The organism is Bradyrhizobium sp. AS23.2, assembly GCF_001908185.1.
In the GTDB taxonomy this organism is placed as follows: domain Bacteria; phylum Pseudomonadota; class Alphaproteobacteria; order Rhizobiales; family Xanthobacteraceae; genus Bradyrhizobium.
Genome location: NZ_LGHM01000219.1, coordinates 1 through 17,159, shown reverse-complemented (window position 1 = coordinate 17,159; position 17,159 = coordinate 1). Strand labels below are relative to the sequence as shown.

The 17,159-nt window shown below is 63.4% G+C and carries 19 protein-coding genes and 2 pseudogenes; 13 read left to right on the top strand and 8 right to left on the bottom strand.

Annotated elements, in window-relative coordinates:
• Nucleotides 1-19: 19 nt before the first annotated feature.
• Entirely contained in the window at nt 20-808 is a 789-nt protein-coding gene (locus AC630_RS37480) for a cobalamin-binding protein (protein WP_074123400.1), read from the bottom strand.
• A 119-nt stretch (nt 809-927) separates the two neighbouring features.
• Here AC630_RS37480 and AC630_RS37475 point away from each other — a divergent pair, with 119 nt between their 5' ends.
• The gene (locus tag AC630_RS37475; protein WP_074123399.1) at nt 928-1,329 is read left to right on the top strand and encodes a PaaI family thioesterase; all 402 of its coding nucleotides are present in this window, start codon (nt 928-930) and stop codon (nt 1,327-1,329) included.
• Nucleotides 1,330-1,479: 150 nt separating this feature from the next.
• Nucleotides 1,480-2,085 carry a GNAT family N-acetyltransferase gene (locus AC630_RS37470; RefSeq protein ID WP_074123398.1) on the top strand — a complete coding sequence of 202 codons (606 nt, stop codon included), beginning with the start codon at nt 1,480-1,482 and terminating at the stop codon, nt 2,083-2,085.
• Between the two features lie 78 nt (nt 2,086-2,163).
• Here the strand turns inward: AC630_RS37470 and AC630_RS37465 are convergent, their stop codons facing one another.
• The 3 genes and pseudogenes from AC630_RS37465 to AC630_RS37455 all read right to left on the bottom strand — a co-directional run bounded on the left by AC630_RS37465 (nt 2,164) and on the right by AC630_RS37455 (nt 4,040).
• A complete protein-coding gene (locus tag AC630_RS37465) occupies nt 2,164-2,469 on the bottom strand; it encodes a hypothetical protein (RefSeq protein ID WP_015686575.1) in 306 nt (101 codons plus the stop codon).
• A gap of 104 nt (nt 2,470-2,573) precedes the next feature.
• Nucleotides 2,574-3,261, bottom strand: a pseudogene (locus tag AC630_RS37460) (DUF2161 domain-containing phosphodiesterase).
• 98 nt (nt 3,262-3,359) lie between these two features.
• A complete protein-coding gene (locus AC630_RS37455) occupies nt 3,360-4,040 on the bottom strand; it encodes an SDR family oxidoreductase (protein ID WP_074123412.1) in 681 nt (226 codons plus the stop codon).
• 131 nt (nt 4,041-4,171) lie between these two features.
• Here AC630_RS37455 and AC630_RS37450 point away from each other — a divergent pair, with 131 nt between their 5' ends.
• On the top strand, nt 4,172-4,879 hold the full coding sequence (locus tag AC630_RS37450) for an SGNH/GDSL hydrolase family protein (protein ID WP_245330632.1): 708 nt from the start codon (nt 4,172-4,174) through the stop codon (nt 4,877-4,879).
• 15 nt (nt 4,880-4,894) lie between these two features.
• On the opposite strand, the gene AC630_RS37445 is transcribed toward AC630_RS37450, so the two are convergent.
• Nucleotides 4,895-5,638 (bottom strand): tyrosine-protein phosphatase, encoded by a 744-nt coding sequence (locus AC630_RS37445; RefSeq protein ID WP_074123396.1) that lies wholly within the window; start codon nt 5,636-5,638, stop codon nt 4,895-4,897.
• Nucleotides 5,639-5,709: 71 nt separating this feature from the next.
• On the opposite strand from AC630_RS37445, the gene AC630_RS37440 reads away from it, so the two are divergent.
• Nucleotides 5,710-6,021, top strand: coding sequence for an MliC family protein (locus AC630_RS37440; protein ID WP_074123395.1), 312 nt, complete (start codon nt 5,710-5,712; stop codon nt 6,019-6,021).
• 144 nt (nt 6,022-6,165) lie between these two features.
• Here AC630_RS37440 and AC630_RS37435 read toward each other — a convergent pair.
• Nucleotides 6,166-6,337, bottom strand: a pseudogene (locus AC630_RS37435) (DUF2735 domain-containing protein); the annotation flags it as partial.
• Nucleotides 6,338-6,876: 539 nt separating this feature from the next.
• On the opposite strand from AC630_RS37435, the gene AC630_RS37430 reads away from it, so the two are divergent.
• The 4 genes from AC630_RS37430 (at nt 6,877) to AC630_RS37415 (ending at nt 10,358) form a co-directional block, all read left to right on the top strand.
• Nucleotides 6,877-7,911, top strand: coding sequence for a glutamine synthetase beta-grasp domain-containing protein (locus tag AC630_RS37430; protein WP_074123394.1), 1,035 nt, complete (start codon nt 6,877-6,879; stop codon nt 7,909-7,911).
• Between the two features lie 199 nt (nt 7,912-8,110).
• Complete coding sequence (locus AC630_RS37425) at nt 8,111-8,812, top strand: GrlR family regulatory protein (RefSeq protein WP_074123411.1); 702 nt, start codon at nt 8,111-8,113, stop codon at nt 8,810-8,812.
• A gap of 20 nt (nt 8,813-8,832) precedes the next feature.
• Complete coding sequence (locus AC630_RS37420; RefSeq protein WP_074123393.1) at nt 8,833-9,516, top strand: substrate-binding domain-containing protein; 684 nt, start codon at nt 8,833-8,835, stop codon at nt 9,514-9,516.
• Between the two features lie 32 nt (nt 9,517-9,548).
• Nucleotides 9,549-10,358 carry a tetratricopeptide repeat protein gene (locus AC630_RS37415; RefSeq protein ID WP_074123392.1) on the top strand — a complete coding sequence of 270 codons (810 nt, stop codon included), beginning with the start codon at nt 9,549-9,551 and terminating at the stop codon, nt 10,356-10,358.
• Between the two features lies 1 nt (nt 10,359).
• On the opposite strand, the gene AC630_RS37410 is transcribed toward AC630_RS37415, so the two are convergent.
• On the bottom strand, nt 10,360-10,818 hold the full coding sequence (locus AC630_RS37410; RefSeq protein WP_074123391.1) for a hypothetical protein: 459 nt from the start codon (nt 10,816-10,818) through the stop codon (nt 10,360-10,362).
• Nucleotides 10,819-10,950: 132 nt separating this feature from the next.
• On the opposite strand from AC630_RS37410, the gene AC630_RS37405 reads away from it, so the two are divergent.
• The 4 genes from AC630_RS37405 to AC630_RS37395 all read left to right on the top strand — a co-directional run bounded on the left by AC630_RS37405 (nt 10,951) and on the right by AC630_RS37395 (nt 14,581).
• Nucleotides 10,951-11,403 (top strand): hypothetical protein, encoded by a 453-nt coding sequence (locus AC630_RS37405; RefSeq protein WP_502691582.1) that lies wholly within the window; start codon nt 10,951-10,953, stop codon nt 11,401-11,403.
• Between the two features lie 58 nt (nt 11,404-11,461).
• Nucleotides 11,462-11,611: a hypothetical protein gene (locus AC630_RS44705; RefSeq protein WP_007591825.1), complete on the top strand. Its 150-nt coding sequence runs from the start codon at nt 11,462-11,464 to the stop codon at nt 11,609-11,611.
• A gap of 401 nt (nt 11,612-12,012) precedes the next feature.
• The gene (locus AC630_RS37400) at nt 12,013-12,717 is read left to right on the top strand and encodes a GrlR family regulatory protein (protein ID WP_074123410.1); all 705 of its coding nucleotides are present in this window, start codon (nt 12,013-12,015) and stop codon (nt 12,715-12,717) included.
• Between the two features lie 241 nt (nt 12,718-12,958).
• Nucleotides 12,959-14,581: an ABC-F family ATP-binding cassette domain-containing protein gene (locus tag AC630_RS37395; protein WP_074123389.1), complete on the top strand. Its 1,623-nt coding sequence runs from the start codon at nt 12,959-12,961 to the stop codon at nt 14,579-14,581.
• Here AC630_RS37395 and AC630_RS37390 read toward each other — a convergent pair.
• Entirely contained in the window at nt 14,578-15,561 is a 984-nt protein-coding gene (locus tag AC630_RS37390) for a glycerophosphodiester phosphodiesterase family protein (protein WP_074123388.1), read from the bottom strand. The genes AC630_RS37395 and AC630_RS37390 overlap by 4 nt on opposite strands.
• Nucleotides 15,562-15,698: 137 nt before the next feature.
• On the opposite strand from AC630_RS37390, the gene AC630_RS37385 reads away from it, so the two are divergent.
• On the top strand, nt 15,699-16,574 hold the full coding sequence (locus tag AC630_RS37385) for an MBL fold metallo-hydrolase (protein ID WP_074123387.1): 876 nt from the start codon (nt 15,699-15,701) through the stop codon (nt 16,572-16,574).
• Nucleotides 16,575-17,159 lie beyond the last annotated feature (585 nt).

Sequence of the window (17,159 nt, the reverse complement as noted above, 5' to 3'; positions counted from 1 at the left end):
CTTCGCTCGCAATGAGGGATTAGGAGTGCCCGCCCCACAACGCCGTCACGATCGCATCGAGTCCGTCCGTCAGCGCCGCCGGGCCCGGCTGCAGGATGATCGGCGACTTGATCTCGACGATGCGGTTGTCACGCACGGCTGGAATCTCGTTCCAGCCGTCGCGCTGCTTGATGCGGGCGGGCACGACCTTTTTGCCGCACCAGGAAGCGAGGATGATGTCGGGTCTAGCCTCGCGCACCGCTTCGGGCGAGACGATGCGATCCTTTGCGGCCTGCCGATAGCGCAGGTCCGGAAAGACATCCTCACCTCCGGCGATCTCGATCAGCTCGGACACCCAGCCGATGCCCGAGATCAGCGGATCGTCCCATTCCTCGAAATAGACCTTTGGCCGCGGTGAGGGGCGGGGCGTTGCCGCGATCACGGCGAGGCGCCGCTCGAAGCCTTGCGCAAGTTCCTCCGCACGCGATGCCGCGCCGACCAGCGCGCCGAGCGTGCAGACCATCGCCAAAATCCCGGCGACATCGCGCTGGTTGAAGACGTGGACGTCGACGCCGGCCCGCACCAGATCGGCGGCGATGGCGGCCTGGAGATCGGAGAAGGCCAGCACGAGGTCCGGTTCCAATGCCGTGATCTTCGGTATGTCCGCCGAAACGAAGGCCGACACGCGCGGCTTGTCGCGCCGCACCTGGGGCGGGCGCACGGCGTAGCCGGACACGCCGACGATGCGATCCTGCTCACCGAGCAAATAGAGCGTTTCGACCGTCTCTTCGGTCAGGCAGACGATGCGGCGGGGTGGGAAGTGGCGCATGGGACAAGCATATGCGCAAATGGGAGCGCCGATGTCAGCACGGTCATTACCTCGGACGTCATTGCTTTGCCGCGCGAAGCAATTCACGCTGAGAGAACAAGGAATTGGGAGGAGATGCGATGACGCCGCTCGAGAAACTTAAAGCGATGAAGATGCCGTTCGCCGAGCTCAAAGGCGTCGAATTCGTCGAGGCCGGGAAGGACCGAGTCGTGGCGCGGATGACGGTCCGGCCCGATCTCTGCACACTTCACCACACCATCCATGGCGGGGCGGTCATGGCGCTCGCTGATTCTGTCGGGGCCGCCGCGACCGTGATCAACCTGCCGGAGCACGCCAAGGGCACAACCACGCTCGAGAGCAAGACCAACTTCATTGGCGGAGCCAAGGAGGGAACCACCGTCATTGCCACCGCCACCCCCGTCCATCGGGGCCGACGTACCCAGGTCTGGACGACCCGGCTGGAAACCGAAGACGGCAAGCTGGTCGCCGTGGTTACCCAGACCCAGCTGGTGCTCGTATGATTACGGAGCCTTGATTTTGTTAACGAATTAGTCGCTTCCGAAGCCTCTAACTTGGGCAGGGTTCCGCCTTGAAAAATTTGCTGCGACGCACAATATAGGAAGCCTAGGGATTCGAACGCCTCCTCGAGGGACACCAAGAGGAGTTTTGACGTGGCACTTAAAGAGACCGTCCGCACCGCTCCAGGCTATGTGCGGACCTTGATCCAGCAGGAAGAATTGCCGCTTCTGCGCGATCACCTGCTGAGGCTTGATGCCGAAAGCCGGCACGACCGTTTCAACGGCTTTCTCGACGACAGCTTCATCGAGCGTTACGCCGCCCGCTGCGCCGAGGACGGTACTGTGATCGTCGCCTACATCGTCGACGGCGTGGTTCGCGGCGCGGCCGAACTGCATCCGCCGGAAGGCGATTCGCTGCCCGAGGTCGCCTTCAGCGTGGAAGCCTCGGCGCGCCGCCAGAACGTCGGCACCGTGCTGTTCAGCCGCCTGATCGCGGAAGCGCGCTGGAAGGGCTACAAGCGCCTGCGCGTCACCACGGGCGCCGAGAATCACGCAATGCGGGCGCTCGCCAAGAAGTTCGGCGCGCATCTGGCGTTCCGCCATGGCGAGTCGACCGGTACGATCGATCTCGCCAAAACGCCCGAAGCCGAGCTCGCCGATCTCGCAGCCTCGCCGTTTGCGGCGGGCCGCGCCTTGCTCAACTTCAACTCGACCTGCTGGGAGCTGATCTCGAGCATCTACGGCAATCGCGCCGCCTGACTTAAGCAGCGGACTGGAATCAAAAAGCGGACCGGCAAGGCCGGTCCGCTTTTGTATTTGCGGCAGGGAATTAAGCGCTCAGGTGCCGGTGCGCTTGTCGTTCCCGAAGCGGCGGACGACGCGCCGTTCGACCACCACCGAGCGCTGTGCGCCCTGTTCGCCGGCGATCACGCGCGTGGCAGTGATGCGGCTGTTGGTGCGGGCCTGCTTCTTCACCTCGGCCTGGACAACATCGAGCGGCATACCCATCAACGCGGCGGCGATCTCGGCCTGCTGCTCCTGATCGTCGGTGATGCCAACGGCGGCGAAGATCGCCTCGTCCAGGGTGGGCGGATCGTGGCGCACGCGCCGCGTGCCATATTTGGTATTCCAGTCTGCGCTCATAACGGCCTCGTTTCGATGCCGGGATACCTAGTGCCGCCAATGTTGCATTGCAATATGAAATCGGTGTGGCATCTCAGCTATTCACGTGATGCATCGGTCGGGCTTCAGAACGGTGAGGCGACACCTGCATCGACCTCAACCCGTTGCTGCGGCCAGCGTTTCAACGCTGCATGGCCGGCCTCGGTCAGCCCGTAGATTCCCCGGTCGGCGCGTTCGAACCAGCCATACACATTGTTAAGCAAGATCTTGCCGGCGTCGGGGGCAGCGCTCGCGCAGCTCGCGCACGCGGCGTGGGCCTTCGGCAAGCGCCGATGCGCACGCCAGCGCTTGCTGTCGATAGGCGGTCATGATCGGTGCACGCGTGCTGCCGCCGAGCACGGGATCGCCCTGACGGCGCTGATGCTCGGCAACAAGGCGCGAGCGTACCTTCGGCTCGCGGCGCGGGGCCGCCGTCGGCGGCTTCACCAGCACCTCGACCTGGCCGCGGTCGGTGACCCCGAGCATACCGAAGCCGAGCCGGCGGCAGAGATTGCGATAGCGTGCATCGCTTTCGCGCCCTTTGCCTCGGGACGACATCTTCGCGGCGATCCAGACTTCGTCGCCGGCCGGCGCGCGATCCACGGCCTGGAGGATCAGCTCGAGATTGAAGGCGAGCTTGAGCTCGCCGATCACCACCACCGGAGGATCGCCGGCGCTGAGGCCGACGAGATCGCAGCCGCCGATCTCGCCCTTGACGGTGAAGCCGAGCTCTTCGAGGAAGCGTTTGACGGGCAGGTAAAGCTCGGTTTCCACGGGGACGTCCGATCGGAGAATCAGTTGCAGGCAGTCTAGAGCCTTCCCGGCTCCGATTGAATCAGAGCCGGCGCTCGGACGGTCGCATCGGAATGTGATTACACCCGTCCACCCACCGGGATCAGCGCGCCGGTGATGCCGCTCGCCGCGTCACTGGCGAGGAACAGGATCACCTCCGCGAGTTCCTGCGGCGTGACCCATTTGGAGAAGTCCGCTTTCGGCATGTCCGCGCGGTTGGCCTTGGTGTCGATGATCGACGGCAGCACCGCGTTCACCGTGACCTTGCCTTTCCACTCGTTCGCCAGCGCTTCAGTGAGGCGATGCACGCCCGCCTTCGAAGCCGCGTAGGGCCCCATGCCGCCTCCTGCCTGGAGTGCGCCCATGGCACCGATGTTGATGATGCGACCGGCTGTGGACGCGGCGAGGTGCGGCAGGGCCGCGCGCGAGGTGTTGAGCGCGGTGAGCACGTTCAGTGCATGCATGCGCTGCCACGTCTTGATGTCGCCATCCCCCACAGTCTCGAAGGCGAAGCCGCCGGCAATGTTGATCAGTGCGTCGAGCCGGCCGAAATGCTTCGCCGCCGCCTCGATCGCCGTCTTCGCCTGCGCCGGGTCCGAGAGATCGACGCTGCCGATCTCGATGCGTTCGGCGGTCGCGGGAATCTGCGAGGGCGCGTGATCGATGCCGGCAACGCGCGCCCCGCGTGACTGCGCGGTCTCGGCGACCACCTTGCCAAGCGCGCCGAGTGCGCCGGTCACGACAATGACTTTTCCCTGCACGATACCCTCCGTCGGTCCCATTCGCGCTGACTATTGCGCGCGGCGCATTGGACTTGCAATGGCGGCAGCTTCAAGGCTGGGCTATAGGTGCAACTTTAGATCGTGGAGGAGGTTGTTTCATGGCTGACAATTTGCCGACCATCGAGTTTCCCGCTGCAATCGTCGACCTGAAATACCCGCTGATGCGGCTCCGGCAAGCCTTGGACGGAAAGGGGCCGGTGCGCATCGTCGCTATGGGGTCGTCGTCAACGGCTGGACGAGGCGATGTTGTCCCGTATCCCTATCGGCTCGAGATGTATCTGCGACAATACTTCAAGGACGTTGTCCATCGGCCGGACATCCGGATTGACGTGCTCAACCGGGGTAAGGGCGGAGAAGAGGCAAGCGAAGAGCTCGGACGCTTCGAAGCGGATATCTTCCATGATGATCCGGCGCTGGTCATCTGGCAGGTTGGGACGAACGCAGTCTTTCACAACGACATCTACGACGTGGACGTCGTTGCCGGGAACATCAGGAAGGGCCTGGCGCAATTGCGCGCTCGCGGCTTCGAGGTTCTGGTGATTGATCCGCAGTATGTGACGAAGATGCTTTGGGATGATCGCGCGGAGCTCTCGGACAAGATGGTCCGGCTGATCCGCGACGCCGCCAATGAGATCGAGGTCAATTTGTTTCAGCGCTGGGCGCTGATGCGGCATTGGCACGTGCAGGACAATGTACCGTTCGAGCAATTGATCGACACGAGCGATCCCGACCAGCTGCACCAGAGCGACTGGAGCACCCAGCAGATTTCTCTGGCCCTCAAGGGCGCCATCATCAAGGCCACGGGGCTGACCGCTTGAAACCGCTGCGGCCGCTCATGCTTGCAGATAGCGCTCCTGCAGCGCGGTGCGCTCGGCCGCTCCGACCTTGAGCCCTTCACGCAAATAGGTTTCGAGGTCGCCATATTCGCTGCTGACGGCTTCGAAGGCAGCCGCGAGGTAGGACGCCTCGACGCTGCCAATGGCATTGCGCACGTCGTCGGGTAACTCGATGGCAGCCGTCGCATCGCGCCGGTAAAACTGGTTGGTCAGCAGATAATCCTCCGCAATGACCTCGTGGGCCACGCCAAGCGCATGCAGGATCAGCGCGCTGGCAAAGCCGGTGCGATCCTTGCCGGCGGTGCAGTGGATCACGAGCGGCGCGCGGTCTTCCAGGAGATGGCCGAACAGCATGCGGAAGCTATGCGTGTTGTAGCGGACATAGTTGCGATAGGATTCGCGCATAATCTCGAGCGCGACCGGCGCGGTCAGCTTGCCCGCGACGAGCTCGGCGCGCAGCGCGGCCACGACCGTCGGCTCGATCGGCAGCGAATGCACGGTGATTTCGTCCATGACGCAGACGCCGCCCCCGCGCTCCTCGACGCCGCGAAAATCAAATGCGCTCCGCACGCCCAGCGCGTGGACGATCTTGATGTCATCGGCCGTGAGCTGGCCGAGATGGTTGGAGCGGAAGATGTGCCGCCAGCGCGTGGTGCGGCCATCAGTGGTCGGATAGCCACCGAGGTCGCGAAAATTGCTGGCGCCTTGCAGGGCGAGGTGACGGGCAGGGGAATCTGACATTAGATCAGCTTGGGTTATGTTTCGATTGGACGCGCGACGGGCGTCCTTGAGGTCTATTACAGGGGGCGATCATGGGCCGGCACAAGGCCATTCTTTTGACGATCACCATGCTGGCAAGCGGAATTTCCGGGGCGCGGCAGGCCGACGCGCAGACGTTCCGCACCTACCGCTGCGCCGATGGTACGCAGTTCATCGCGGGGTTTTATGACGACGACAAGCGCGCCTTCCTCCAGATCGACGGCGAACCTATCACGCTCGCCAAGCGGTTGACGGTCTCGGGCGCACGCTATTCGGGGGCGGGGATCACGCTGAAGATCGGCAGGAATGGGGCCACCACGATCAAGCATCTAAAGCGGCCGGTGACGGCCTGCGCGGTGATCTGAACGGCGTCTTTCCCGCAAGAATCCAAAAGGGCCGAAACCTCGTTGTTTCGACCCTTTTTCAAACTGCCGCCGGGCGCTTGTGAGAGCGCGGCGGTATCAAACCAGCCACAGGCATCAGCGGTCCCATTTCGGCTTGGCTTCGTCGATCGCCTCCTGGTGATACCAGCTATCGCTGCAGATCGAGACGTTCGGCGGAAGCGAAACGTGATCGGCGGGAAGGCGGGTTTCGCCAAGGCGGCGCCCCCCCGAGAGCTGCGCGGCCCCCGACGGGGAATTGGTAGATCTTTGCAGATCCCTGACTCAGACCATTGTTCATCATTGCGATTTCTCCTTGGTCGAAGCGCCTTGGCCTCCATGGTGCGCCCGACTCGTTCGATTGTGGTTACTGGAATCCCCACATTGGCCGCGCATCCCGAAATGCAAAGTGCTGAAAAGGACACCACTCCTTGCCTATCTTCTAGGCAGAGAACCTCCTGCATCCTTCAAGGCAGCACGTGGATGGCTAACGCATGGGCCATTCCAAAGGTTGCGAACTGTGGCCCTGGGCTTTGCGAAAATTGCTGGACGTTGATGCGGGTTTAGTCGGCAACCTCCGTGACAGGTCCGGCTGCTCCAGAAACGGGCGTTTTCCGCGGGATTTTTGCGGTGCAGCTTCACGTAAAGGTGCGCCGCTATGACGCACGCAATTGTGGACGGGTGACTGGCAGTCCGGGGAGGCAGGCGGCGGTGGAAAACCTCCCGCGCTGCGGCCGTTTGGCACGCAAAATGCTTGTAGAGGGCCGGCCGATGATGGCCGGGTACAAACGTGCGGGGACCAGCCGTCCCCACCTTTCGCATCATCTACAGAGAGGCTCAATGACCAAGTATAAGCTCGAGTACATCTGGCTCGACGGATATACGCCAACTCCGAATTTGCGGGGCAAAACTCAGATCAAGGAATTCGCGTCGTTCCCGACGCTCGATCAGCTTCCGCTCTGGGGCTTCGATGGCTCCTCCACCCAGCAGGCCGAAGGCCACAGCTCCGATTGCGTGCTGAAGCCGGTCGCTGTCTTCCCGGACGCCGCGCGCACCAACGGCGTGCTCGTGATGTGCGAAGTCATGATGCCCGACGGCAAGACCCCGCATGCCTCCAACAAGCGCGCCACCATCCTCGATGACGCCGGCGCCTGGTTCGGCTTCGAGCAGGAATACTTCTTCTACAAGGACGGCCGTCCGCTCGGCTTCCCGTCATCCGGTTATCCGGCCCCGCAGGGTCCGTACTACACCGGCGTCGGCTACTCGAACGTCGGCGACGTCGCCCGCAAGATCGTCGAAGAGCATCTCGACCTCTGCCTCGCGGCCGGCATCAACCATGAAGGCATCAACGCGGAAGTCGCGAAGGGCCAGTGGGAATTCCAGATCTTCGGCAAAGGCTCCAAGACCGCTGCCGACCAGATGTGGATGGCCCGCTACCTGATGCTGCGCCTGACCGAGAAGTACGGCATCGACATCGAATTCCACTGCAAGCCGCTCGGCGACACCGACTGGAACGGCTCCGGCATGCACGCCAACTTCTCGACCGAGTACATGCGTACGGTTGGCGGCAAGGAGTACTTCGAGGCGCTGATGGCTGCCTTCGACAAGAATCTGATGGACCACATCGCCGTCTACGGCCCGGACAACGACAAGCGTCTGACCGGCAAGCACGAGACCGCGCCGTGGAACAAGTTCAGCTACGGCGTTGCCGATCGCGGTGCGTCGATCCGCGTTCCGCACTCCTTCGTCAACAACGGCTACAAGGGCTATCTGGAAGACCGTCGTCCGAACTCGCAGGGCGACCCATACCAGATCGCTTCGCAGATCCTGAAGACGATCGCATCCGTGCCGGCCGACAAGAAGGCCGCGGCCTAATATCCTCCCAGCCCGGGCTGGGGGCAGACCCGGGTTGGCTCTCAATCCGCCGGAGCTGAATGGCTCCGGCGGATTTTTTGCATTCTGATGACGACCATCATTGTGGTCTGTCGGCCATGCCACCTTGAAATCTGTCCACGGGTGCCGAAAACCGGGATAGAGTGTCCTTGGGATGCGCGCGGGGCCGGGGGCACGGCTGGTGTTTGAAGGCTTTTACAAGGTGAGATTTCAGCTCGGCGACGTGATCGGCCGGGGCGTGATGCATGCTGGCAATGGCAAGATGCTCGGCGGCAATTCGGCCTTTGCTCACATCGGCAGCTACGAGAAGACCGAAGGCGGCATCGACATCGTGATCAAGACCGTTCGCCACAACCCCGATCCGAACTATCGCGCCATGGCCGGTACCGACGATGCGACGTTGATCGCGAAGGGCTGGGCGGATGGCGATCTCTATCGATTCAAGGGCGAACTCAAGGAGCTGCCCGGCGTTCCCTTCCAGTCGGTCATGACGCCGATCACGGAAGACGAAGCGCCGATCGCCGGCGTCGTCGGCGAGGCCGGGATCGTCGATGGGCTCTATTCGGTGCATCTGCGCTTGCTCGACGGCGTCGACGGTGGGCTCACCGGCGTGATGCTGCTCAACCAGGGCCGCATCCTCGGCGGCGATGCCTCGGTCTACTATCTCGGCAGCTACATCGCCGCGAACGGGCGCTGGAAGGGCCAGATTCTCAATCAGGAGCACACGCCGGCAAAGGATGATCCGATCTTCGGCGGCCACGAGGTCGGCATCGGCTTCTCCGGCAGCTATGATGCGGAGCAGGCGGTGTTGGAGGCGATCGCGCTCGCTGGCAAGCGCAGCCTGCGCCTGACCGCCGCGCTCAAGCTGTTGCACCGCTCCTGATCGCTACCCCAGGATTCTACATGGAAAACGTTCGTATGCTCTCGACGCTCGGCTTGATGGGGGCGATGCGCAGCCTGTCCTCCGCGTACGAGGCGGCGACAGGTGTCCGCATCGATGCCGACTTTGCGCCGACGCTGGCGCTGCTCAAGCGGCTGCGCGACGGCGAGGCTGCGGATCTCGTGATCCTCACGCGCGAGGGGCTCGACGAGGTGATCGGTGAGGGCCGCGTGGTCGCCGGCAGTGCGGCCGATCTGGCGCGCTCTTTCGTCGGCATTGCCGTGAGGGCAGGGCACGCGCATCCCGACATCGCGACCGAAGCCGCGCTGCGCAAGGCGTTGCTCGCGGCGCGGTCCGTCGCCTATTCGCGGCTCGGCGCGAGCGGGGTCTACTTCGCCCAGTTGATCGTGCGGATGGGCATCGCAGCCGAGATCAACGCCAAGGCCACCATCGTCGAGCAGGGTTTTACGGCGGAACGGCTCGTCAGCGGCGAGGCTGATCTCGCCGTGCAGCAGATCAGCGAGTTGAAGCAGGTCGAGGGCATCGAGGTGGTCGGACCGATCCCGCACGATCTGCAGACACCGGCCGTGTTCTCCGCCGGCCGCATATCGAACGCGAAACATGCCGACGCCGCGGACCGGCTGCTGCATTATCTGGCATCGCCCGAGGTCGTGCCCGTGCTGCGGCAATCGGGACTGGAGCCTTGAATTTGCCGGGGCGGGGTCGCAACGTGGCGTCCATGCGGACTTGTCTCCTTGCCATCCTCTTCACGCTTGCTTTGCCGTTATCGGCACAGGCGCAATCGGCCGATCTCATGCTGTGCGACCGGGTGGCGGCCGATCCCAGCGATCCCGACAAGCCGACCGAAGTGAAGGGCGTGACGGACGTCGCTTCCGCCGACATCCCGACCGCGATCAGATTCTGCAAGCAGGCCGCGCCGTCGTCTCGGCGCGCGATGTTCGCGCTCGGCCGCGCCTATGCCGCCAACCGGCAAACGAGCGAGGCGATCGCCGCCTGGCGCAAGGCGGCCGACAAGGGCTCGAGCGCGGCGATGGTCGAGCTCGGCGTGGCCTACGGCACCGGCTCCGGTGTTGCCAAGGATGAGGCGCAGGCGCGAAAACTGTTCGAGAAGGCGGCGCAGGCCGGCAATCCCCGTGGCGTCAGCAATCTTGCCGCGCTCGGCGGCGCGCCCGCGGATCCCGCGCAGGCCCGCGCTCTGCTCGGCAAGGCCGCCGAAACCAACGCGGAGGCGCAGTACCAGCTTGGCCTGATGCTCTCCAACGGCAGCGGCGGCGAGAGGGACGACGTCGCGGCGCGCGCGATGTTCGAGAAGGCGGCGGCGCAAAACCATCCCGGCGCGCTGGAGCGGATGGGCGCCTTCGCTCAGGAGGGCCGCGGTGGGCCGAAGGACAAGGATGCCGCGAAGGCCTATTACGAGCGCGCGGCGGCGCTCGGCGACGAGGACGCCAAGAAGGCGCTGGAGCGGCTGCGTTGTCCCTATGCGATCAAGGACAAGCAGGGCAAGCTCGTCACCACGCTGTGCTTCTAGCTCACTTGTAGTAATAGGCGACGTTTTTACGGGCGTCGCGATAGGTCGTATCGAGAAAGTCCGGATATTGCGCGGCCGCCCTTGCGACGGCGCGCACGACGCAGTCCCAGAAATCGCCGTTCCAGTTGAAGTGCTCGAAGGTGGCATCCTCGAATTTGACGGCGACGATGATGGCCTGCCTGATCGCGGCATCGTCAGCATGCGGATGTGCGCGCTTGAGATAGCCGAACATCGGCCCTTCATGGGCATGGTCGCGATCCCAGCGGTATTTCGCGCGTATCTGCTCCGGCGTGAGTGTGCGATAGACGCGGACCTCTTCGTCGGTCGGGCGGCCCTCGATCGAGTCCAGCCGGTAGCGGCGGCACCACAGCTCGAAGGCGGCATCGAGCAGCGGCTGTTTCGCCGCGCTTGCGACGATGGCTGCGATCTGCTCCTCGGCTGGCAATTGCATCTGATCCATGCCCGCTTTGTCGCACGCTTGTGCCGCCGGGTTCGAAGCCGGCCTTGATCGAGCGCAAGGCCGCCGGTCGCCGCGTCGGTCTACACTGGGCTTTCACAGGAATGGAGACGGGTGATGAAGCTTCGGGGTTGGATGCTGGCGCTGGTCGGCGCGGGCGCCGTGAGCGCTGTGGCAACGGCGCAGGACCTCAAATCGCCGTCGGCGGACCCGTACGTGCCTCGCCTCGGCGACATCATGAGCGCCGCGCAGACGCGCCACCAGAAGCTCTGGTTGGCCGGCAAGGCGCAGAATTGGGAGCTGGCCGCCTACGAGCTGAGCCAGCTCAAGGCAAGCCTGGTCGAGGCCGCCGTGCTCTATTCCGGCATTCCCGCCAGCAACGTCACGACGCTGGAGCCGTCGCTGCAATCGATGGCGGACGCGATCAACGCGAAGGACGGCCGCAAATTCACAAAAGCGCTGGGCGAGCTGACCGAGGGCTGCAATGCCTGTCACCGCTCGATGAATCGCAGCTTCGTAGTCATGAAGGTTCCCGCCGATCAGCAGCCTTTCGCCAATCAGCAGTTCGCCCCGGCCGGCAAGCCCTGACGGAACGGACCCCGTGCGAAGCGGGTTGAATCCGAACGCACGAGGAGGAGGCGCAATCATGATCCGCAAACTCGCATCCGGCGAATATCGCCTCTACTCACGCAAGGTGAATCCCAAGACCGGCAAGCGCCGCAACCTCGGCACTTTCAGGAGCCGTGCGGCGGCCGAGAAGCACGAGCGCGAGGTGCAGTATTTCAAACGTCACTAGAGCATGATCCGGACCCGAAGGGCCGCGTTAGCGCAAAGTGTGAAGCGGTTTTTCCTCGCGACAAACGCGGAACGTGTTTGCGCGGAGATCATGCTCAAACAACAACCTAAAGCGCGATGACGATTCATCCCGATTTCATCGCGCTTGAGCGTGTGATGGATGCCGTCCGGGACCGCGCAACAAAAAACTCGAAAACAACCCCATGCAAAGTAGCCGGGGGACTGGAATGGTGACTGCGGATTAGGCGAAATCGATTGACCCGTCGGGCAAAACAGGCGCATGATGGCACCATGGCACGGAAGGCTCCGCCAACGGCCCCTGCGCGGAAAAGCCGGATGGCCTCGATGCGACGGCAGTGCTAGGTAGCCCGCGATTCTTTTTGATTTTGCGGGTTTATGACGTTGCTGGACGGACTCTACAAGGTTGAATACGGCATCAACGGCGCCTTCGGTCGCAGCATCATGTGCTTGCACGACGGCAAGATGCTGGGCGGCAATTCGGCCTTCGCGCATCTCGGGACCTACGACGTCAGGGACGGCGTGATCGAAGGCGATGTCATCACTGAGCGCCACAATGACGATCCCAATTACAGGCCGCTGATGGGCACCGACGTCGCTGCGATCAAGGTGCGCGGCAGGACGGAGGGATCGACGATCCTGCTCGAGGGCAAGGCGGATGCGATGCCCGACGGCGTGTTCTGGGCAAACCTCGTGCCGCTCGACGACGAGGCGCTGCCCTCGCGTGGGACGATCGGGCCGGGTGGGATCGCCAACGGTCTCTATGGGATCAATCTGCGCGCGCTCGATGGCGTCGATGCCGGGCTCTCCGGCGTGATGCTGCTGATGGACGGCCGCATCCTCGGCGGCGATGCGCTTTTCTACTACCTCGGATCCTATTCCTCCGCGGATGGCCGCTGGAAGGGTGAGATTCTCAACCAGGAGCATACCCCTTCGAAGGGCGAAAACCCGGTGTTCGGCGGCTGCGAGGTCGGGATCGGCTTCTCCGGGACCTGCACGGCCGATGGCGGCGAACTCGAAGGCATCGCGCTCGCCGGCAAGCGCAGCCTGCGCCTTGCGGCTTCGCTCAAGCTGATACGACGGGCCTAGGGCCATTTCCGTTCAGATGGAATCGGAACGGGGCTCTAGATTCTTGTTTTGACGCGTTTTCTTTACGCGAACCGGTATCCAGTTCGCTCGAAAACGCTCTAGGCGGGCGCGCTGCTCAGTTTTTCTATCAAAGCTCGCCCCTGAGGCGCCAACCTGCGTCATTCCGGGCCCGGCCGGGCTTCCCCTGGCGGCCCGCATGGCCTATTACGCTGCAACGCAAAATTCCCCCCCAAAAGACCCCATGATCCGCCTCGACAACGTCAGCAAGCAAGCCGGCCACCAGATCCTGTTCATTGAAGCCTCCGCCGCTCTCAACAAGGGCGAGAAGATCGGCCTTGTCGGGCCGAATGGCGCGGGCAAGACCACGCTGTTCCGGATGATCGCCGGCCAGGAACTGCCCGATGAGGGCCAGGTCTCGACCGATCGCGGCATCACCATCGGCTATTTCAACCAGGATGTCGGCGAGATGTCCGGCCGCAGCGCTGTCGCCGAGGTGATGGACGGCGCTGGTCCCGTCAGCGAGGTCGCGGCTGAGCTGCGCGAGCTCGAGGCTGCGATGGCTGATCCCGACAAGGCCGACCAGATGGACGAGATCATCGCCCGCTATGGCGAGGTGCAGCACCGTTTCGAGGAGCTCGACGGCTACGCGCTCGACGGCCGCGCGCGCGAGGCGCTGGCGGGCCTCGGCTTCAGCCAGGAGATGATGGACGGCGACGTCGGTAAGCTCTCCGGCGGCTGGAAGATGCGCGTGGCGCTGGCCCGCATCCTCCTGATGCGTCCCGACGTCATGCTGCTTGACGAGCCGAGCAACCATCTCGATCTCGAAAGCCTGATCTGGTTGGAGAAATTCCTGCACGACTATGAGGGCACGCTCTTGATGACCTCGCATGACCGCGAGTTCATCAACCGCGTGATCTCCAAGGTGATCGAGATCGATAGTGGCTCGCTCACCACCTACACCGGCGATTACGAGTTCTACGAACAGCAGCGGGCGCAGAACGAGAAGCAGCAGCAGGCGCAGTTCGAGCGCCAGCAGGCCATGCTCGCCAAGGAAATCAAGTTCATCGAGCGCTTCAAGGCCCGTGCCTCGCATGCGGCGCAGGTGCAGAGCCGCGTGAAGAAACTCGACAAGATCGAGCGGGTCGAGCCGCCGCGCCGCCGCCAGAGCGTCGCGTTCGACTTTCCGCCTGCGCCGCGCTCGGGTGAGGACGTCGTCGCGCTCAAGAACGTGCACAAGGGCTACGGCAGCAAGCGCATCTATGACGGCCTCGATTTCATGATCCGCCGGCGCGAGCGCTGGTGCGTGATGGGCGTCAACGGCGCCGGCAAGTCGACGCTGCTCAAGCTCGTTGCCGGTGCGAGCGATCCGGACAAGGGCACGGTGGCGGTCGGCGGCAGCGTCAAGATGGGCTATTTCGCCCAGCACGCGATGGACCTGCTCGACGGTGAACGTACCGTGTTCCAGTCGCTGGAAGATGCGTTTCCGACCGCGGGGCAGGGCTCCTTGCGCGCGCTGGCCGGCTGCTTCGGCTTCTCCGGCGACGACGTCGAGAAGCGCTGCCGCGTGCTCTCCGGCGGCGAGAAGGCGCGGCTCGTGATGGCCAAGATGCTGTTCGATCCGCCGAACTTCCTGGTGCTGGACGAGCCGACCAACCATCTCGACCTCGCCACCAAGGAAATGCTGATCACGGCGCTGTCGGATTTCGAGGGCACCATGCTGTTCGTCTCGCACGACCGGCATTTTCTGGCGACGCTGTCTAACCGCGTGCTGGAGCTGACGCCCGAAGGCATCCACCAGTTTGGCGGCGGCTACACCGAATATGTTGCGCGCACGGGGCAGGAAGCGCCGGGGTTGCGGAGCTAGTCTTTGCTCTTGCCCGCGATTGCGGCGATTGCTTCGATCTCATTGGTCCAGATCCCGCCGGGATAGCCTTGCGGAAGCCGGGCGAACAACTCCGGTGTATCGATGCCGGTGGAGAACTCGCCTCCGTTGTAGAGACCGAGCACGAACACCGCGCTGTTGGCATTGTCCATGCGAGCGAGGAAGCGGCTGGGCCAACCCCATAGCCAGGGCGCGACATTGATTGGCACCAGCACCATCGCGTCGCGGCAGGCGGCCGGCACCAGGCCGGTCCACCCATAGCCGATATAACGGATCAGGCAGCTCCGGATTGCCGCGCGGGAGATCGTGCGGACGTCCGGGGTGAGGCGACGGACCACCTCAATTGGCTCGTCACCGCCATAGACCATGATCATCCGTCGTTGACCGGACGGCAGCGCGTTCAGCACGGCGGCGAGCTTCTCGCCCTCCTTCGCGTCGCGGCTCTTCACGTTGATGAGGAGGCGCCGGTCGGGGAAGGCGCCAAGGACCTCGGAGAGCGCCGGCATCATCCCGACGCCTTTGCCGCGAAACGGGAATGTCTTGCCGCCGTCGGCTGTGTAGCCGTAGCCGATGTCGAGCATTTTCAGTTTGGCCATGCTCTGCTCGCGCGTGATGCCTTGACCGTCGGTGCGGCAGTCGAGCGTCCAGTCGTGGAATACGGCGAATTCGCCGTCCGTGGTCGGGTGCACATCGAGCTCGACCACATCGGCGCCGGCGTCGAAGCTCGCGTGCATCGAGCGAATCGTGTTCTCCAGATAGTCGTGCGCCGGCGGCAACATTCGCGCGGCGGTGCAGGTGTTGTTCTTCACATCGCGCTCATCGAAGCGTTGCGCAAGGCCGCGATGCGCGAGCAGCACCGGCTTGCCGTCGCGATGCGGCGCCAGAGGACTGGTGTTGTTGATGTAGACGCCCGCCGCGACGGCAATCATGGCTGCCGCCGTGAATGTCAGTTTCCGGCCCACTAATCATCCCCATTTTCACGATCACCCTCGGTGGTATTTGAGGTTGATTTGCGGCAATGGTCACGCATAGGCGCTGCACGGCTTGAACGCCCCCATGCCGCCCGGTACGCTCCCTCAAAAAAAGGAACGAAACGGCGATGAAGCAGCTCAGGATCGGCGACATCACCATCGATGCGGTGATCGAGCGGGAAGGACCGTGGCGGCGGCCGCAGGACTTTTTCCCGGCCTATGACGAAGGCGTGTTCAAACGCCATCTGCCGACGATGGAGCCTGAGGTGTTCGACGCCGCGCGCGGCATGATGGTCATCACCTACCAGACGTTTGTGGTGCGCACGCCGCGGTACACCATCCTGGTCGATACCTGCACCGGCGAGGACAAGGGCCATCCGCCGCCGTTCGACTTTCCCGGCAAGGAGCGCTGGCACAACGAATTGTTCGCGCTTGGGATCGGCTTCGAGCAGGTCGACTATGTCTTCTGCACGCATCTGCACATAGACCACACCGGCTGGAACACGACGTTACGCGACGGCCGCTGGCTGCCAACGTTTCCGAACGCGAAGTACGTGTTCCACAAAGGCGAGTACGCCGCCTGGGAGGCGGAGCACGCCAAGGGCAACAATCCACCCGGCACCGTCTTCCGCGACAACTGCCTGCCGATCGTCGAGGCAGGGCAGGCGCTCCTGGTCGACGATGATTACGCGCTCGACGACACGGTCACGCTGACGTCGACGCCGGGGCATTCGCCCTGCCATTGCTGCGTGAACATCTTCTCGAAAGGCCAGCGCGCGGTGGTCGCGGGCGATCTCATGCATCACCAGATCCAGTGCCGCGAGCCGGACTGGTCGGCGAAGCCGGACTGGGACCCGAAGCAGTCGGCGGTCTCGCGGCGAAAGTTCTTCGCCTCGGTTGCGGACACCGACACGCTGATCCTGCCGATCCACTTTCCGGCACCGACCGCCGGATTGATCAAGCCGCTCGACGCAGCGTTCGACTATCGCTTCAGGCGGGACTAGGGCATGTACTCACAAATCGGAGGGCTCGGCTCGGGCCCGTCTGACGTCCGCTTGTTCGCCAATAGCGGCGCAATAGCGGACGTCGCCGGAGGTCGCAAAAGGGACCAGAAGCCGACTAACTGATGGAGATCGAAGCTTATGGGCCAGCTGCGGCCTTCTTCAACGTGTCATGTAAAACACTACAAAAAACACGGCTATGATGAAAAGTAGGTCGATGCTGGAAACGATTTTGTCGACCGTCGTATAGGCCTTTGGGAAACGCCGTCTGGCGCCTTGCCCAAGCCATAGCGCTGCCATGGCAAGCCCGACGAAAAGGCACAGGCCGATTAAGAACGTCCACATGATCCTCTGGCCACGCACCGCGACGGTGCACAAGGTCCGCGCGATCCAAGGATTTTATAGCCGAACGGATGCAGGGCAAGCCTGTTCAACGAAAGTCCGCAATGGGTCTTGGCTGTGTGAAAACGCAACGGCGCGCAAATTTCGGAGAAAAGAATTCCTTCAAACACCGCTTCTGAGACTGCGAAGAGGATACAGAGCTTCGGTGCCGCGTGATCTGAGAAGTAGATGCTCCGCCATCCGCCG

Coding starts and splice junctions, on each gene's coding strand:
- AC630_RS37385 (WP_074123387.1), top strand. CDS start 15,699: ATGAAGCAGCTCAGGATCGGCGACATCACCATCGATGCGGTGATCGAG.
- AC630_RS37445 (WP_074123396.1), bottom strand. CDS start 5,638: ATGTCAGATTCCCCTGCCCGTCACCTCGCCCTGCAAGGCGCCAGCAAT.
- AC630_RS37465 (WP_015686575.1), bottom strand. CDS start 2,469: ATGAGCGCAGACTGGAATACCAAATATGGCACGCGGCGCGTGCGCCAC.
- AC630_RS37405 (WP_502691582.1), top strand. CDS start 10,951: ATGCTGGCGCTGGTCGGCGCGGGCGCCGTGAGCGCTGTGGCAACGGCG.
- AC630_RS37410 (WP_074123391.1), bottom strand. CDS start 10,818: ATGGATCAGATGCAATTGCCAGCCGAGGAGCAGATCGCAGCCATCGTC.
- AC630_RS37420 (WP_074123393.1), top strand. CDS start 8,833: ATGGAAAACGTTCGTATGCTCTCGACGCTCGGCTTGATGGGGGCGATG.
- AC630_RS37395 (WP_074123389.1), top strand. CDS start 12,959: ATGATCCGCCTCGACAACGTCAGCAAGCAAGCCGGCCACCAGATCCTG.
- AC630_RS44705 (WP_007591825.1), top strand. CDS start 11,462: ATGATCCGCAAACTCGCATCCGGCGAATATCGCCTCTACTCACGCAAG.
- AC630_RS37480 (WP_074123400.1), bottom strand. CDS start 808: ATGCGCCACTTCCCACCCCGCCGCATCGTCTGCCTGACCGAAGAGACG.
- AC630_RS37440 (WP_074123395.1), top strand. CDS start 5,710: ATGGGCCGGCACAAGGCCATTCTTTTGACGATCACCATGCTGGCAAGC.
- AC630_RS37430 (WP_074123394.1), top strand. CDS start 6,877: ATGACCAAGTATAAGCTCGAGTACATCTGGCTCGACGGATATACGCCA.
- AC630_RS37415 (WP_074123392.1), top strand. CDS start 9,549: ATGCGGACTTGTCTCCTTGCCATCCTCTTCACGCTTGCTTTGCCGTTA.
- AC630_RS37475 (WP_074123399.1), top strand. CDS start 928: ATGACGCCGCTCGAGAAACTTAAAGCGATGAAGATGCCGTTCGCCGAG.